This window comes from Candidatus Binataceae bacterium (assembly GCA_035500095.1).
Lineage (GTDB): Bacteria > Desulfobacterota > Binatia > Binatales > Binataceae > JAKAVN01.
This window is the reverse complement of the sequence record DATJXN010000002.1, coordinates 40,143-57,033: the sequence shown is the minus strand read 5'-3', so window position 1 is coordinate 57,033 and position 16,891 is coordinate 40,143. Positions and strand designations below refer to the sequence as shown.

The window sequence follows — 16,891 nt, the reverse complement described above, 5'->3', positions numbered from 1 at the left end:
CTAGGTCTGCAATCAAGTGCGCCACATTGTGTTCGATCCTGCTGCTGGCGTTGTCGCAAGCCATACTCGCGCAGGCTCAGACCACGCCAACACCGGATCAGCTCGAGTCTGACGACACCAAGGCGATGGATCCAGCATCCCCATGTTCAAGAACAAGACCCGACGCAAGAGCCAGAGGAGTAAGCTGCAGCGAGGCTCCGGTGTTACTGCTGCGTTCCCGTCGATGTAGCGGTTCCAGTTGATTGAAGGCTTTGGACGTAACGCACGAGAGCAGTGATTCGGGATTTGACTTCCGCCTCCGAGGCACCTTTGGAAACACCTTGCGGCTCGAAATACACGCCCCACAATGGCATATCCAGAAGGCGCTTATGCGCTGCAGCCAGCTTGCGACCGTCGATCACGTCGTAGACTTCCTGAAAGGGAAAACTGCCTCCGTTCTTTTTGCTCAGATGCGTTAAGTCGGGGCCCGGAATATCTACGTCCTTAGCCCCTGTCCCGCCTGTTCCATGACATCCCGCGCAATAATTCTGATAGTCCGCTTTTCCAGTTCCCGCAGTTTGCGCGCATTGCCAGTTCAGCGAGAGCGGGGCGGTGGTGAAATAACAGCGTCTCCGGACCTTTCGGTCGCGGCCTCAGTCAACCGGTCAGATTAAGGCTCTGCACTGGTAACGAAAGGGGAAAGTCATGCTTGACACCAAATGGTTAAGGGGTTCAATCGTCGTCCTGATCATTCTCGAGTTTATGAAACCTGGAGCCAGTTGCTCATCGAGCGGAACTATCCGAACTTCCACCGCTGCAGGATGGCACCTGATTGTACCGCCTTTTGTTCCCGGCGATCCGCCCGGTCCGCTTCAGCTGAAAGCGCCGCTTAGCCAGTGGACCGAAATGGATTCGGCCGGAACTGCTGCGGACTGCGAGGAACAGCGGAACAACATGACGCGGATGTCTCTGAGCGCTGACATCATTTCTCCGGATATCCAGTTCGAGATGCTCCTATACCACTACGCGGTTTGCGTCTCTTCATCCGATCCACGGCTTAGGTTGAGGCGCGATGGTCACAAGATGGTTCATAGTTTTGGGGGATCCGCCAGACATGACCGTGTCTCAGTCGGTTACACCGGGCCACCTGTTGAACAAAGCCCAGAAATAGCCCCTGAATCACCGGAGGCGCATTCGGACAGCTTCGGGATATTCGAAGACCCGCGAACTCCGATAATGCTAATGCTTCTTGGTTTTGTGCTGATGGCTACCGCGGGCCCGCTTGGCGGTTGGTTACGCGAGAAAACTGGATTTCGGATGCACTGACTGTCGGTCAAGGAAGTGGTTACGATGACAGGCGGTAATCCAAGGCAAGGTGGATAAAATGGCGTCGGCAAACCCTTCTTGGCCTCGTGCGCCATGGAGAAGGCGTGCACGCGCAGCATGGGCGAGGCACTTAAGTGCCCGAGCAGGGCCTTGGCTTCCATCAAGTCTGCGGCGTCGAAGCCTTCGGTGAACCAGTTGTAGATCTCGGCCAGCATCGCGCGCGCCTCGCCGCGGCGGCCCTGCTTCGCGAGCAGCCGCGCGAGGCTCGTCGTGGCGCGCAACTCCAGCGATTTCGCCTGCTGCTGGCGGGCAGTTTCTATGGCCCTCAGATAACACGTTTCGGCTGCCTTATGGACTTCAGACTCCGGACCCTGGACTTCGGATTGTTTTAGTGCCAGCTCGCCTTTCAGCCGATACAGCTCGGCCTCGTAGAAACGCTCGCCAGCTTTGCTCACTAGCTCCAGTGCCTCGGCCACTACCGCAAGCCCTTCCTTTACTTGCCCCATTTTCCCGTACGCTCCGGTCAGCGCAGCCATAAAATACGCTTGCGTTACCTTGGCTCCCACGTCCCGGTTAGCAGCCAAACCCTGACGCAGTAGGACGATCCCCTCCTCACTCCTTTCCTTCCTCGGCCAGTACCCAGCCCCGGCAAAGAGACTCTCGCGAGACCCAAGGAAGTCAGCCCTTGGTCGGCCACGACACCTTTTTGTATCACCCAGCGTCGTCAACAAACCAGCCGACGGAGAAAGTGCGATCAAAGCTAGTCCTGCTTTGGATAAAGCGCATGCCAAAGTGGAATCAAAGATTGGCGCATTACGAGCTGTATTTCTTGCGCCAACGACATGATCGTATCGAATATGGCGCATCGGCACAGCGGCGTGCCGGGAGGTACCAGCAGAGAAGTTGCGAGCGTCTCAAATCCCAGGCGGGGAATCGAACCCCGCGATCTTTCGGCCCAAAGGATTTATAGCTTAGCGCAAGAGTTGAGCTGTAACTGAAGCGAGCAGGCGAGCTATAAGTTTTCGATGTTTTAGAGCCAAATAGATGAATATTTGATGAAATGGCACGTCAAAATGTCTGATGGCAAGAGAGACTTGCAAACCTTTACTTTTAGCCATCTTCGAGTGTCAATCGCGGCTGACCGGCCATTATCTTGGCGCTGGCCGCGGCTCCTTCGAATTCATGCACATTGGAAAGCGCGTAGCTCATTTTCCATGAACGCGTCAGTGCACTTCATCGAGTCCTATCCAGCGGCAAGCCGTCCCGTCGGAAGAAGGCACTACCGCGAACCCAGTACAATTCATACTGACTGCAGAGGTGAAGCATGCCGAAGTCGCGGGCCGATGGTAGCTCGCGCCGAGGGCCGCGACAGTCGGGCGTGGCGGGACTCTTCGCAGTCCCAAGGTTGGAGGAACTGGTGGTGGACCCTGGTAAGCTCAGGGTGCTCGACAACGATACGGCACAGGCGCTCAAGACACAGGCGATCGAAGCACTCAATCTGCTTCATCGCCTCGAAGCCGAACGCTCACACGTGCTATCGGATGACCGCGAACGAGGGCGGGGCGATAGGCTCCTAAATGTAGACGAAGCCGGCGAAAAACTCGGTGTCACGCCTGATTGGCTCTACCGGCATCACAGGAATCTTCGATTCACCGTGCGGCACGGCAGGTTACTGCGTTTCTCCGAACTGGGGATAGAAGAGTATATCCGCAAGCGTCTCGGTTGAAAGGTCACCGGCGGCCATGATTAACAGAGCTGCTTCTCAAACCCGATCTATCGTGGTGAGGAGCGGCGAGAGCGTCCGATTCTCCGGTCGGCTACTGCGCTCTATTCATTTGGAGATTCGGAACGTACTGGGCTACTGAAGATTTTGGAACGCGAGGAACGCAAATCATTCCGAGGTATGGGCCGCATTTTCAGGCGCGGCCCAATTTATTGGATTGCCTTTTACCATAGAGGGAAGGAATACCGGGAAAGCTCGCACTCGGATAATGAGGCTCAGGCGCGCAAGCTGCTTAAGAAGCGAATCGGAGAGGCGGGAATCGGACGCGTTACGGGACCGCGCGAAGAGCGTGCTACCTTCGAGGACTTGGCGAAAGCGCTGTTGACCGATTACGAGATCAACCGGCGGCGTTCGCTGCGCTCCGCGCAACTATCGATCAGCCATCTGCGCGAGGTCTTCGGGCTCGAACGGGCGATTGACATCACCACCGATCAGATCAAAGCGTACGCGCGAACCAGGCAGCGCGAGGGCGCAGCCAACGCGAGCATAAACCGTGAGCTGGCGGCGCTGAAGCGGATGTTCAGTCTCGCCGTTCAAGACGGCCGGCTGAGCGGAACGCCATACATTCCGAAGCTTCACGAGGACAATGCGCGCCAGGGATTCGTCGACCACGGTGCGTTCGTCGCACTGCGCGACAATCTGCCAGAGTATCTCCGCGAGCCTATAACATTTCTGTACCTGTCCGGATGGCGGGTGAGCGAGATGAAGGCGCTCGAGTGGCGTGACGTTGATCTCGCCGGCAGGTTGGTTCGGCTGCGGCCAGAAGTCAGCAAGAACAAGGATGGCCGTGTTTTGCCCCTTTCGGGCGAACTGCTGGAAATCATTGAGCGAGCGCATGGTGCGCGGCAACTCGGTTGCCCTTTTGTATTCCATCGGCGCGCCGAGCCCATCGGCGATTTCCGGAAGGCTTGGTCCAACGCCTGCAAGGCGGCGGGATTGGGCAAGTTGCTTGTGCACGATCTCCGGAGAACGGCTGTGCGCAACATGGTCCGGGCCGGGATTCCAGATCGGGTCGCAATGACTTTGTCAGGACACAAGACGCGAAGCATCTTCGATCGCTACAACATCGTGAGCGAGGCCGATCTTGAGCAAGCCGCCGAGCGTCTGCAATCCCATTTGGCCGCCCAACGGAATCAGACGAAGGTCACCCCGATCGGTGTCCGTCCGAGATCGGGTCGCGAACCATAAAATTTTGACTTCGAGGGAGACCGTTACCCGCTTCTGCGACCTTCGATCTTCATGCGCTAGGTGGCCAAGGCAGCGCTCGCGATCAACGATCACCGGTTAGGCTCGACGCCTGATACAAAAACTTGTATATTGAGTAAACGGATGCCGAAGGCGCTCTTCTGGCTCGGCTCGTCACGGAGCGATATCAGGAACTTTCCGGTCGACGCCAGACGGCGGGCCGGATACGAGCTGTTTTTGGTGCAATCTGGGCTCGAACCGTCCGACTGGAAGCCGATGTCTTCCGTCGGCGCCGGCGTAGAAGAGATCAGAGTGCGCACTGGACGAGAGCATCGAGTATTTTACGTGGCGAAGTTCGAGGAAGCGGTTTACGTGCTTCATGCATTCGAGAAGAAGACTCGGAAGACGCCTAAACCAGACTTGGACTTGGCCCGATCTCGACTGCAGGAGCTCGTGAGGACTCGGCGCGTCGCGACAAAGGTTTAGAAGCAAGTGATGAATATCGAACGGTCATCCGGAAACGTATTCAGGGACCTTGGGTTCGCGCCTAAAGAGGCGGAAAGCCTCCGTTTGCGCGCTCGGTTGATGGCGGAACTCAAGCGGCTCATCCAGGCACGCAAGCTGACGCAGAACTCCGCCGCAAAGCTCTTGGGAGTAACCCAGCCGAGGATCAGCGATCTTGTGCGCGGAAAGATCGACTTGTTTAGCATCGAGACGCTCATCGACATGCTGACCCGCGCTGGCATCCGGGTCCAGCTTCGACTCGCTCCTGCCCGCCGCTCTCCGCACCACCAAGCGGCGTGAGGTTCCACCACCGCGAGAGTGCCGGCCAGTACTGCCTGTGAATGCCCCACGTCAGAAGGAGATCTACGAAGGCCTCCTGTGGGGAAGCGCGTACCCTGAATCACGTTGTAAGCGCCCCCGCGAGAATCGGTAAGCCTCATTTCGCGATCTGGGCGAGTGATCTTGGATTTACGGTTCGGCCGCCGCACTCTTCGGCCGCCGCCCTTTCGAAGGCATCGGCGACTCGTCTCTTGACAAATGCGGACACAATGCGGACAATTCGGCGAATTGGTGCCGCGATGTCCGCATTTGCCTCAGAGAAAAGCTTTGTTCTTCCGAGGTTTTTTGGTGGGCCGTCGGAGACTCGAACTCCGGACCCGCTGATTAAGAGTCAGCTGCTCTACCAACTGAGCTAACGGCCCACCGAAGGGAGTACGTTCTTAGCAGGATTTGATGGGGTGAGTGAAGGGACTTGAACCCTCGACCGCCGGGGCCACAACCCGATGCTCTGCCAACTGAGCTACACTCACCACTGTATATGTCGTCTGCCGGCCCGTTCGCCCGGGTCGGACTTTCAAGGCACGCCTGGCGCGCCAGAAGGGATTCGAACCCCTGACCCACGGCTTAGAAGGCCGTTGCTCTTTCCACCTGAGCTACTGGCGCGAGTCGGGGCGAGCCGATTTGAACGGCCGACCCCCTGCTCCCAAGGCAGGTGCGCTACCAGGCTGCGCCACGCCCCGAACCATATCGAATAACATACGCAGGTTTGCCCCTCAACCGCGAATCGCGCCGCGCGCGACGACCCGTGAGATCGCGCGCGAAGCACGACATCGCGCAAAGTACGAGATCGAATGATTCACGCTTCATCGCGACGAACAATCTTCATCGCGACGAACAATATCGATCGCCCCGCCGCTATCGACAGCGATGAGCCCATGGCCGCGCTTTCGATTCTCAGGTCTGCTCGATTCAGACATATCGCAAACTTAAAGCGCTCAAAATTCAGGCACCTGCCCACTCTTGAGCGGCGCTGCCGCCAAAGAGTCAGCCATGGCCTCGACGATTCGCCGAGATTGGGGATCAGATGGGACACCTGCGGGCGAATCTCCCGCGTTTTGCGAATGACGGCTGAAATCAATCGCTTAGACTGCGTTTTTGACGTTCTTCGATTGATTGTGTCGCATTTCAGGAATTGAATGGGCCGCTAAGACGGCGGAAACTCCGCAATTCACGATCTGTTTTTCGTGGGCATAGGAATTGCTGCACTAAAAACCGCGCTGTCGGTCTCCCCCGAGAACTACCAGCGCTTGTCCCCAAGCAAGGCCGGGCTACCTCCGTAGGTCCCCCAACGTGCGGTAATTACGGTAGCCCGGCCACTTCCCCGTTCTCGTCGACACAGGTTCGTCGCCTTCGGAGCGTCTCAATAGAGACGTGGCGTCAGAAAAACCCCATCGATGAAATGTTTCGTCGCGCTTGCCGCTTTAAATGGTTTCTTTAGTAGCGTATCCGCAAGTTCGCGCGCGGCTTTGGCTAAGGCCCGCGCTTTGACCACCCGGTTGACCATCCCCAGGTCGAACAATTCGCGCGCCGTATAATGGCGGCAGAGCACCGCAGCCTCCTTTGCGCGCCAGGGGCCCATCCGCGCCGCCATAACGATTGCCGGACCGCCTGTGAACGGCGCACCCAGATCTACCTCCGGCACCCAGAACTCCGCCTCCTCCGCCGCAATGGTGAAATCGAAGGCGAGCGCGAGCGCCCATCCTCCGCCGACCGCGTAACCGTTGACGGCGGCGATCGTCATGCAATCGAGCCGGCTTATCTGATCGAACGAGCGGCCGATCGTTCGCGCCAGTCCCGCGTTGCGCTCGGCGAAAAAGCGTCGGCGTGCCTCGGGGTCTTTGGCGCCGTCCGCCCCCGAGAGGTCCGCGCCTGCGGAAAAGGCGGCGCCGGTGCCGGTGACGATCAGCACGCGGGTTTCGCGGTCGTCGCGCACGCGATGGACGAGGTGCTCGAACTCGGCCATCACTTCGCGATTCATGCAGTTTCGCCGCTCGGGCCGGTTGAAAGTGATGGTGGTGACCGGGCCGTCTTTCGCGAACAGGAAATCTGCGGGCGTCTTTGCCGCCATCGAAGCGCTCATCGGTTCAAATGCCGTTACCCACCGCAAATGCCGGGTTTATTCGTACGACGATTTCTTCCAGATGCCCCGCTGATGCATCAGGGCGATCTGCTTTTCGATCACCGACTTGCGGTATTCCTGATGCTTCATCGGGACGCGGTCGAGGTAGAGATTCTTCGGATAGATTGGCTCCTGGTACAGCATCCGGTAAAGCTCGGTCCGCAGATCCTTCAGCCAGTTGTCCCACTGCGTGTGGCCGCGATGGTAGCGCAGCGCCTCGATATCGATCACTCCGGCCACGTAGGTCGAGCAACCGCCATATTCCTGTTTGCCGACGATTTGTCCGCGATGATTGATGACGAAAGAACGTCCGCCGAAGGTGTCGATCGGCAAGTCGCTATCCGGAAATAGATAGTACGTGCCCAGATTGGGTGCGACTATGTACATATTGTTGTCGAGCGCGCGCGCCCGGCTCTGAATCTCGAATAGCTCGTTGCCGGTAGCAGGATGCGGATACGATCCGCGATACACGACTTCGGCGCCGTTCATCGCGAGCGCCCGCGCGTTCTCCGGATATGAGCCCTCGTTCGCCATCATGATCCCGAGCCGGCCGATTTCCGTGTCGGCCACCGGCCAGAACGCGTCGAGCGTGCAGCCGTACTTCTCCACCCACCAATCGAAGATATCGTGCGGGCAGACCGAGTGCTCGACCGGAAAGAGCGGCGAGACTTTGTAATGGCGCAGGATGATTTCGCCCTGCGGGTCGATGATGAAGCCGACGTTGAAAAAGCGGTCCTTCCAGTCGGGATGGTGCGCCTTGGCCTGCGCCATGATGAAGGCGTCGTACTGGCGGGCGAGCGCACCGAGCGCGTCGGTCTCCGGGCCGGGGAGGTCGATCGCGCACTCGCGCGCGTACTGCACGTGGTCGAGGTCGAGCACCTCGTCGTTGAAGGCCTGCAGCGCGCCCTCGGGCAGCGCGATCAGGCGCACCGGCAGGTCGAGGCTCGAGAGCCAGGCCGCAGCCTTGCACATGTGCGCCGTGTGCTCGAGGTTGAGCTTGATATCCTCGCGCTTGCGGATGCCGCGGACCGTGGGGATCAATCCGACGGCGGTGTAAGGCTTGATCATGCTGCGCTCCCCTGTCCCGGTATCGACTCGTTCAAGCGGCTGCCTGCCAGAGTTGTCCAGCCGCGCGCCGCTCACGACAGCTGAGGGGCGACCTTGGGAAGCTCTGCCAGCGCCGCTCTGATCGCTTCGTCCGGATACGTGCTGTCCTCGAGCTGGCCGCTTAGGTAGCGGTCGTAGGCCGCCATGTCGAAATGGCCGTGGCCCGAGAGGGTGAAGAAGATCGTTTTCGGCGCGCCGGTCCGCTTGCAAATGAGCGCTTCGTCGATAGCCGCGCGGATCGCATGATTGCTTTCCGGCGCGGGGATGATGCCCTCGGCGCGTGCGAACGCGATCCCGGCCTCGAAGGTCGCGCGCTGCGGCACGGCCACCGCTTCCACCAGCCCCTCGTGATGAAGCTGCGAGACCAGCGGCGAGTCGCCGTGGTAGCGGAGTCCACCGGCATGAATTCGCGGCGGCACGAAATTGCGCCCAAGCGTGTACATCAGCATCAGCGGCGTAAGCCCGGCCGCGTCGCCGGAGTCGTAGGCGTAATGCCCGCGCGTCAGCGTGGGGCAGGACTCGGGCTCGACCGCAAGCAGCCGCACGTCGCGTCCGGCCGCTTTGTCGGCGAAAAACGGAAACGCGGTGCCGCCGAAATTCGATCCGCCGCCGCAGCATGCGATTACCACGTCGGGATAGTCGCCGGCCCTGGCGAACTGCTTTTGCGCTTCCAGGCCGATCACCGTCTGATGGAGCAGAACGTGATTGAGTACCGATCCGAGCGCGTAATTGGTATCCTTGCGTTGCGCGGCTTCTTCGACCGCTTCCGAGATCGCAATACCCAGAGAACCCGGAGAGTCGGGGTCGTTCGCCAGCACGCGGCGGCCGGAGTTGGTATTGGTGCTCGGGCTCGCGATCACTTCGGCGCCCCAGGTCTCCATCATCGAGCGCCGAAAGGGCTTCTGCTCGTAGCTCACGCGCACCATGTAAACGCGGACTTCGATCCCGAACATCTGCCCCGCCATCGCGAGCGCCGAGCCCCATTGGCCGGCGCCGGTCTCGGTCGCGAGGCGATGAACGCCGGCGAGGTGATTGTAGTAGGCCTGCGCGACGGAAGTGTTAGGCTTGTGCGAGCCCGCAGGGCTCACGCCCTCGTACTTGTAATAGATGCGCGCGGGAGTGCCGAGCGCCTGCTCGAGACGCAGCGCCCGGTACATCGGCGACGGACGCCATTGCCGGTAGATCTCGCGCACCGGCTCGGGGACCGGAATCCAGCGCTCGCGCGAGACTTCCTGCTCGATGATCGTTTCCGGAAAAATCGCCGCGAGCGCCTCGGGACCGATTGGCTTGCCGTCGGGATCTAGCGGCGGCGCCGGCGGATTCGGCATGTCGGCCACCACGTTGTACCAGTGCTCCGGGATGTCGGACTCGTCGAGAAGAAACTTTACCTGCTGCATTGAACACCCGCGACTGAGCGTCGATTCGTATGCCGCTGCTTTACACTCATCCGCGCAGGCTGTAAATCAGCCTGCATCTGGCGCATTCCAAGGCTGAGGTGACGTGCGATGCTGAACGGTACACGGGACAAGAAACTTGCAACGGCGATGGTCGGGTCGTTCCCGAAGCCGGCCTGGTTCACCGAGAGCCTCCGCGGACGGCCGTTCAAGATCGCGATGGGCGATTCGCTCTATCGCGAGCAGTACGTGGACGCGGTCGCCTGCTACATCAACGAGCAGGAGCGCGCCGGACTCGACGTCTTGACCGACGGCGACACCCGCTTCGACCTCGAGGTCGGCGGGCGTTCGTGGTTCTTTTACGTGATCGAACGCCTTGGCGGTATCTCGGGCTATCGCGACACCTCGCACTTTCTGGAATACGCCGACATCAAGCCCGGCCATATCCTTTACGAGGTCCAGGAGGCCTACCATCCGCCGGCCGTCACCGGAAAAATCACCCGCGGACCGCTTCATTACAGCGCGCTCTGGAAGACCGCGCAGCGGATGACGCCCAAGCCGGTCAAATTCGGCGCGATCAGCGCGACCTGTCTGCCGATGATGCTATGGAACGAGCACTACAAGAACGACCAGGAGCTGACGATGGACCTGGCCGCAGCGCTCAACGAGGAGCTGCGCGAACTCGCGGCTGCGGGCTGCCCGGTGATCCAGGTCGAAGAGCCGCCGCATCACTTCGCCTGCTGCACCAATCCGCCGGCTACGGAAAAGGACCTCGAGTTCTACACCCGCGCGTTCAACCGCGAAGTCGAGGGCGTGAACACGGAAATCTGGGCGCACACCTGCTGGGGCAATCCGAACCAGCAGAGCTTCTACTGGGAGCGCCCGAGCTACGAGCGATCGCTGCCGTACCTGCTGGCGCTCAATGCCGACGTGGTGGGATTGGAATGCGCGAGCAGCAACGGACGCGACCTGGCGCTGCTCAAGCATCACAAGACCGCCAAGAAGATCGCGATCGGCGTGATCAATCACACCGCCACCACCGTCGAGCCGCCCGCGTTGGTCGCCAATCTGATTCGCAAGGCGCTCGAGCACGTGCCGCCCGAGCGCCTGATCATCAGCGCCGATTGCGGCTTCGGACGCGAGGGGCTCTCGCGACGGATAGCCTTTTACAAGTGCGTCTCGCTGGTGATGGGGACGAATATCGTGCGCAAGGAACTGGGCCTGCCAGAGGTCGAGGTGCGCGCCGCCGACCCGCGGTTTGCCTTCCGCGAGGCATAGGTTCGCCGCCGGCGGCTTGAACATCCCGGCGCGGCCAGATCGACGCCGATTGCGCCACGGGCGTATCCGCGCTCGCGAATGCTCAAACGCCGCTGAGGTGGTATAACGCGATTTACATCCCAATGTACTGAGAGGAACCATGAGCCCGGCTACGCAAACGGTCGGCGGTCCGTTCTTTGACGACCTTCACGTTGGACTCGTTGCCGACAGTGCCCCGTCCCTGACGCTTACCGAGGGCGTAGCGGCCGCGCACGGTGCGATTGTGGGGGACAGGATGCGGCTTGCGCTCGATGCGGAGCTGAGCCGTCGCGTGCTTGGCTCCGTGCTCGCCCATCCGGCACTGGTGTGGGACGTCGCGAACGGCCAGTCGACGCTGTTCACGCAGCGCGTGATCGCGAACCTGTTCTATCGCGGCTTCATGTTTCGCCGCGCCCCCGCGATCGGTGACACTCTCTATACGACGACCGAGGTCGTCGGCTTAAGGCAGAATCGTCCGCGCCCGGGGCGCGCTGCGACGGGGCTTGCCGGCTTGCGCATACGCACGGTTGATCAGAAGGGGCGGGCGGTGCTCGACTATACGCGCTGCGCTATGCTGCCGCTGCGCAATCCGGAAGGGCAGACCGGACACAACGCCGACCTCGAAAAAATCGGTCAGGAAATCGACCCGCGCGCACTGACGGCGCCGATCGAGGGCTGGAACCTGAAAGCGTTTCGCGAGGCCGCGCGCGGCGCGCACTTCGCCGACCTTGCCGCCGGGACGACCTTCGAGGTTACGGGCGGCGATGTCGTTTCGGCGGCGCCGGAGCTTGCGCGTCTGACGTTGAATATCGCGATGGCCCATCATGACGCCGCGTCGAGTCCGGCGGGCCGGCTGGTTTACGGCGGCCACACGATCGGCCTTGCGGCGGCACAGGTGACGCGCGCGCTGCCGAACCTGGTCACGATCGTCGCCTGGCACGGATGCGATCACCTTGCGCCGGTGCGCGAGGGCGACACCTTGCGCAGCACGATCGAACTCGAACGCGCCGATCCGCTGCCCGGCGGCGGCGGACTGGTGCATCTGCGCTCGCGCGTGCGCGCCGAGCGCGAAGGCGGTAAGCAAAATTCAGAGGACGTGCTCGACTGGCGCTTCATAGGAGTGATGGCATGAGCGCTGGAATCCTCTCCGGCCTTCGCGTGGTGGAAGGCTCCGCGTTCGTGGCCGCGCCGCTCGGCGGGATGACGCTCGCGCAGATGGGCGCAGACGTGATCCGCTTCGACCAGATCGGCGGCGGGCTCGACTACCATAGATGGCCGCTCGCGGCCGACGGCCAGAGCCTGTTCTGGGCCGGGCTCAACAAGGGCAAGCGTTCGATTCAAATCGACGTCCGCACGCCCGAGGGGCGCGAGCTGGTGGCGGCGCTGATCGCCGCGCCGGGCGAGAACGCGGGCATCTTTCTGACCAATTTTCCCGCGCGCGGATGGCTCGAATACGACGCGCTGCGCCAGCGCCGCGCAGACCTCGTGATGGTCGCGCTCACCGGCAATCCCGACGGCACCAGCGAGGTCGATTACACGGTCAACCCGGCGACCGGGTTCCCGTGGGCGACCGGGCCGCGCAATCTCGCCGAGCCGCTCAACAGCATCCTGCCCGCGTGGGACATCGCACTCGGCACGCTCGCGACGGTCGGACTGCTCGCGGCCGAGCGCCATCGCCGCCTGACCGGCGAGGGACAACTGGTGAATCTTTCGCTCTCGGACGTGGCGTTTGCGATGGTCGGGAATCTCGGCCGTATCGCGGAGGCAGAACTCGGCGGTCGCGATCAGCAGAAAGACGGCAACTACCTGTACGGGGCGTTCGGCCACGACTTCGAGACCCGGGACGGACGGCGCGTGATGGTCGTCGCGCTGACCGCGCGCCAGTGGACCGCGCTCAAGGAGGCGACGGGAATCGCCGAGGCATGCGCGAGCGTCGAGCAGGCGACCAGCCAGGACCTCGACACCGAGAGCGGGCGGTTCCAGGCTCGCGACCTGATCGCCGCGATCCTGCGGCCGTGGTTCGCCTCGCGCGATCTTGCGACGATCCGCGAGAGGTTCGCGGGCACCAACGTTTCGTGGGGCCCCTACCAGACTTTCCGCCAGCTGGTGAAGGAGGATCCGCGCTGCTCGACGGCGAATCCGATCTTCGGCGAGGTCGAGCATCCGGGGGTGGGGACGTACCTGATGCCGGGTTCGCCGCTCGACTTTTCGGCCGTGCCGCGCGTGCCGGTGGGGCGCGCGCCGCTGCTCGGCGAAAATACCGACGAGGTGCTGGCCGACGTGCTGGGAATGGGTTCGCGCGAGATCGCCGCGCTGCACGACAAGGGCGTGGTCATGGGCGCGAAGATGAAGCGCTGAGCGCCGTTGGTTCTCATTTCCAAAAATCACTCGCTCACCGGTCGGAGGAAACTCTTTTTTTCAGTCATCCCGAGCGAAGGCTTCCGGAGTCGAGGGAACCCGGAGTTTGGGCAGCTCAGTAAAAATCGGGATCCTTCGTCTCGCGCAGCGCTCGCTCAGGATGACAGAAGAGCCAGCCCCGGTTGGGAAGTATCGCTTGGTTCAGACGACGTTACGCCGTGAATATGTGCGGAGGACTGTGCGAGGTCCTTCGACTCGCGCGGAGTGTCGAAGAAGGGCCGTTCTCGCAGACATTTAGAACCGCCCTGGACCCCCACCCTGGCCCTCTCCCAAAACACGCGGGAGGGAGTTTCAGAAAATCAGCGATTGTAATTGTTCGCAGCCGCGCCTCCTTGTCGCCAGGACATGAGGAGGGCAGTCTCAGATGACGCCTGCGTTGCGCAGGCGCGCGATCTCGTCGGGAGAGACGCCGAGCGTCTCGCGCAGGATTTCGTCGGTGTCGGCGCCGAGCATCGGCGGCGCCGAGCGGTAAGCGATCGGCGTTGCCGAAAATCTGATCGGATTTGCGACCGAAGGGACCGATCCGATCGCCGGATGCGGCAGGTCGAGGCGCAGGCCGCGCGCCTGCACCTGCGGATCGGCAAACACGTCGGCGATCGTGTTGATAGGGCCACATGGCACGCCGACGCGCTCGAGAGCGTCTAGCCAGTGGCGCATCGTGCGCGTAGCGAAAATCTCCTGCAGGGTAGCGACGATCTCGTCGCGATGATTGACTCGCGCGGCGTTGGTCGCAAACCTCGCATCGCTCGCGAGCTCGGAGCGTCCGATCACCTCGCACATCCGCGCGAACTGGGTCTCGTTGCCGACGGCGACGATAAGATGGCCGTCGCTCGCCGCGAACACCTGATAGGGAACGATATTCGGATGGGAGTTGCCAAGCCGCCTCGGCGCGACGCCGGTCACAAGATAGTTCATTGCCTGATTGGCGAGGACCGCCACCTGCGTGTCGAGCAGCGCGAGGTCGATGTGCTGGCCCTCGCCGGTGCGGTCGCGATATGACAGCGCGCCGAGGATCGCGATCGCCGCGTAAAGGCCCGTGAAGACGTCGGCCACGGCCACGCCCACCTTTACCGGACCGCCGCCTGGGTGATCGTCGGGTTCGCCGGTGATGCTCATCAGGCCGCCGATACCCTGGATCATGAAATCGTAGCCGGGTTTGTGGCTATACGGTCCGGTCTGGCCGAAGCCGGTGATCGAGCAATAGACGAGTCCGGGATTGAGCGCGCGCAGCGAAGGATAGTCGAGGCCGTATTTCGCGAGCCCGCCGACCTTGAAATTTTCGATCACGACGTCGCTCTGCGCAGCCAGCGCCTGCACCAGTTTCTGGCCTTCCGAGCGGATGAAATCGATCGTCACCGAGCGCTTGCCGCGGTTGGTCGAAAGAAAATACGCCGACTCGCTGCTCTCGGCGCCGTCGCGGGTGCGCGCGTATGGCGGAGCGTAGGTGCGGGTGTCGTCGCCGGCGCCCGGCTTTTCCACCTTGATCACGCTGGCGCCGAGGTCGGCGAGCGTCTGCGCGGCCCACGGTCCGGCGAGCACGCGCGAGAGCTCCAGCACGCGGACATGGCTGAGCGGACCGGCCATCAGTCGCTACCGTCATCCTTCAACTGAGCATTTTCTCCTGCAACCGAGTATTTTTTCCCGACGGACTATTTCGCTTTGGCCCTCGACGCCAGCGACGCCTCTCTGATCTTGCTCAGCGTGGTGCGTGTCGAGATCGCCTCGGGGTCGAGGCGCAGCTCGATAAGCGCGGCGCGGCCGGCCTTGCGCGCGCGCTCGAAGGCGGGCGCGAATTCGGCGGTGCGCTCGCAGGTTTCGCCGTGCAATCCGTAGGCGCGCGCGAGCGCCGCGAAATCCGGATTGGTCAATGCGGTGCCGCTCACGCGTCCCGGGTATTCGCGCTCCTGATGCATCCGGATCGTGCCGTACATGCCGTTGTTGACCACGAAGAAGATCGGCGCGGCGCCGTACTGGATCGCAGTCGCGATCTCCTGCCCGTTCATCAAAAAGCATCCGTCGCCCGAGAACGACAACACCGTGCGCTCCGGATGCGCGAGCGCGGCGGCGACCCCGGCCGGCACGCCGTAACCCATCGAACCGCTGGTCGGTCCGAGTTGGGTGCCGAACTCGCGATAGCGCCAGAAGCGATGCACCCAGCCGGCGAAGTTGCCTCCGCCGTTGGCGACGATCGTGTCGCGCGGCAACTGGTCGCGCAGCGCTGCGACGATCTCCGCCAGTTGCAGCGCGCCCGGATTCGACACCGGCAGGCTGTATTCGAGATATTCGGCGTGGGCCGCGGCGGTCGCCGCGGCCCAGGCGGCGGAATCCACCGGCCTCAGCGCCCGTGCAGCGGCCGCGAACTGCGCCATGCCCGAGTTGATCGGCAACTCCGCCTGGTACACGCGGCCGAGTTCCTCGACTCCCATCTGCACGTGGATGAGGGTCTGCCGGGGGCGCGGGATGTCGAAGAGCGTGTAGCCGGAGCTTACGATTTCGCTAAGGCGCGATCCGACCGCGATGACGAGGTCGGCATTGGCCACGCGCTCGGCCAACTTCGCGCTCGGACCGATCGCGAGGTCGCCCGCGTAGCAGGGATGGAGATTGTCGATATGGTCCTGGCGGCGAAAGGTGCTGGCGGTCGCGAGCCGGTTGGCTTCGACAAAGGCGGAGATATCCGCGACGGCCTGCGCCGTCCAGGTGCTGCCGCCAAGGAGCATCAGCGGACTCCGCGCGGCCGCCAGCATCTCGCGCAGCCGCGCCATCTCGGCCGCGCCCGGAGTTGCCTGCACCGTCTTGTAGGGAGCCGCGTCGACGGCGGTTGCCGCCTCGCGCAGCATGTCCTCGGGCAGTTCGATTGCCACCGGGCCCGGCCGTCCCGAAGTCGCGAGCGCGAAAGCGCGCGCGATAAGCTCGGGGATGCGGCTCGCGTCGTCGATTCGCGCGACCCATTTCGCCATCTGCCCGTACATCCGATAGAAGTCGAGTTCCTGGAACGCGCCGCGCCCGACGAAGGAGCGCGCGACCTGGCCGATGAAGAGGATCATCGGCGTCGAGTCCTGGTACGCGGTATGTACGCCGACGCTCGCGTTGGTCGCGCCGGGGCCGCGCGTCACGAAGCAGATGCCCGGGCGGCCGGTGAGTTTGCCGTAAGCCTCGGCCATGTAGGCGGCGCCACCCTCCTGGCGGCACACGATGAGGCGGATCTGCTCGCGCGTGTCGTAGAGCGCGTCGAGCACCGCGAGGTAACTCTCGCCCGGCACGCAGTAGGCCGTCTCGACGCCATGGATGAGAAGCTGATCGACGAGGATTTGCGCGCCTGTGCGCGGACGCGCCGCGCGGCGCTCCGCGAGAATCGACACGGGACTCGCGCCCGGCCTGCTGTCGTTCTTGTTGCCAGCCATTTCGTGACCTTTCCATCGGGCATGGCTTCGTTCCTGCGCG

At 62.3% G+C, this 16,891-nt stretch carries 12 protein-coding genes and 4 tRNA genes; 6 read left to right on the top strand and 10 right to left on the bottom strand.

Annotation, left to right across the window (positions count from 1 at the left end; all coding sequences use genetic code 11):
* Positions 1-1,112: 1,112 nt before the first annotated feature.
* Entirely contained in the window at positions 1,113-1,841 is a 729-nt protein-coding gene (locus tag VMI09_00280; protein ID HTQ23101.1) for a hypothetical protein, read from the bottom strand.
* Positions 1,842-2,710: 869 nt separating this feature from the next.
* Here VMI09_00280 and VMI09_00275 point away from each other — a divergent pair.
* From VMI09_00275 to VMI09_00265, 3 genes are all read left to right on the top strand, one after another.
* Positions 2,711-3,031 carry a hypothetical protein gene (locus VMI09_00275; GenBank protein HTQ23100.1) on the top strand — a complete coding sequence of 107 codons (321 nt, stop codon included), beginning with the start codon at positions 2,711-2,713 and terminating at the stop codon, positions 3,029-3,031.
* Between the two features lie 144 nt (positions 3,032-3,175).
* On the top strand, positions 3,176-4,276 hold the full coding sequence (locus VMI09_00270) for a site-specific integrase (GenBank protein HTQ23099.1): 1,101 nt from the start codon (positions 3,176-3,178) through the stop codon (positions 4,274-4,276).
* A 492-nt stretch (positions 4,277-4,768) separates the two neighbouring features.
* On the top strand, positions 4,769-5,077 hold the full coding sequence (locus tag VMI09_00265) for a helix-turn-helix transcriptional regulator (protein ID HTQ23098.1): 309 nt from the start codon (positions 4,769-4,771) through the stop codon (positions 5,075-5,077).
* Positions 5,078-5,402: 325 nt separating this feature from the next.
* On the opposite strand, the gene VMI09_00260 is transcribed toward VMI09_00265, so the two are convergent.
* From VMI09_00260 to VMI09_00230, 7 genes are all read right to left on the bottom strand, one after another.
* Positions 5,403-5,478: transfer RNA gene (locus VMI09_00260), tRNA-Lys, on the bottom strand.
* Between the two features lie 32 nt (positions 5,479-5,510).
* Positions 5,511-5,586, bottom strand: a tRNA-His gene (locus VMI09_00255).
* Between the two features lie 56 nt (positions 5,587-5,642).
* Positions 5,643-5,719, bottom strand: a tRNA-Arg gene (locus VMI09_00250).
* A 3-nt stretch (positions 5,720-5,722) separates the two neighbouring features.
* Positions 5,723-5,796: transfer RNA gene (locus VMI09_00245), tRNA-Pro, on the bottom strand.
* Between the two features lie 680 nt (positions 5,797-6,476).
* Positions 6,477-7,184: an enoyl-CoA hydratase/isomerase family protein gene (locus VMI09_00240; protein HTQ23097.1), complete on the bottom strand. Its 708-nt coding sequence runs from the start codon at positions 7,182-7,184 to the stop codon at positions 6,477-6,479.
* 48 nt (positions 7,185-7,232) lie between these two features.
* Complete coding sequence (locus tag VMI09_00235; GenBank protein HTQ23096.1) at positions 7,233-8,303, bottom strand: nitrilase-related carbon-nitrogen hydrolase; 1,071 nt, start codon at positions 8,301-8,303, stop codon at positions 7,233-7,235.
* Between the two features lie 71 nt (positions 8,304-8,374).
* The gene (locus tag VMI09_00230) at positions 8,375-9,739 is read right to left on the bottom strand and encodes a TrpB-like pyridoxal phosphate-dependent enzyme (protein ID HTQ23095.1); all 1,365 of its coding nucleotides are present in this window, start codon (positions 9,737-9,739) and stop codon (positions 8,375-8,377) included.
* A gap of 108 nt (positions 9,740-9,847) precedes the next feature.
* Between VMI09_00230 and VMI09_00225 the strand changes: the two genes are divergently transcribed.
* The 3 genes from VMI09_00225 to VMI09_00215 all read left to right on the top strand — a co-directional run bounded on the left by VMI09_00225 (position 9,848) and on the right by VMI09_00215 (position 13,390).
* Positions 9,848-11,014, top strand: a complete 1,167-nt coding sequence (locus tag VMI09_00225; protein HTQ23094.1) for a cobalamin-independent methionine synthase II family protein — start codon at positions 9,848-9,850, stop codon at positions 11,012-11,014.
* Between the two features lie 139 nt (positions 11,015-11,153).
* The gene (locus tag VMI09_00220; protein ID HTQ23093.1) at positions 11,154-12,164 is read left to right on the top strand and encodes a MaoC family dehydratase; all 1,011 of its coding nucleotides are present in this window, start codon (positions 11,154-11,156) and stop codon (positions 12,162-12,164) included.
* Positions 12,161-13,390, top strand: a complete 1,230-nt coding sequence (locus tag VMI09_00215; GenBank protein ID HTQ23092.1) for a CoA transferase — start codon at positions 12,161-12,163, stop codon at positions 13,388-13,390. Before VMI09_00220 ends, VMI09_00215 begins: the two co-directional genes overlap by 4 nt.
* A 420-nt stretch (positions 13,391-13,810) precedes the next feature.
* On the opposite strand, the gene VMI09_00210 is transcribed toward VMI09_00215, so the two are convergent.
* Entirely contained in the window at positions 13,811-15,034 is a 1,224-nt protein-coding gene (locus VMI09_00210) for a CaiB/BaiF CoA-transferase family protein (GenBank protein ID HTQ23091.1), read from the bottom strand.
* A 65-nt stretch (positions 15,035-15,099) separates the two neighbouring features.
* On the bottom strand, positions 15,100-16,851 hold the full coding sequence (locus VMI09_00205; GenBank protein HTQ23090.1) for a thiamine pyrophosphate-binding protein: 1,752 nt from the start codon (positions 16,849-16,851) through the stop codon (positions 15,100-15,102).
* Between the last annotated feature and the right edge of the window lie 40 nt (positions 16,852-16,891).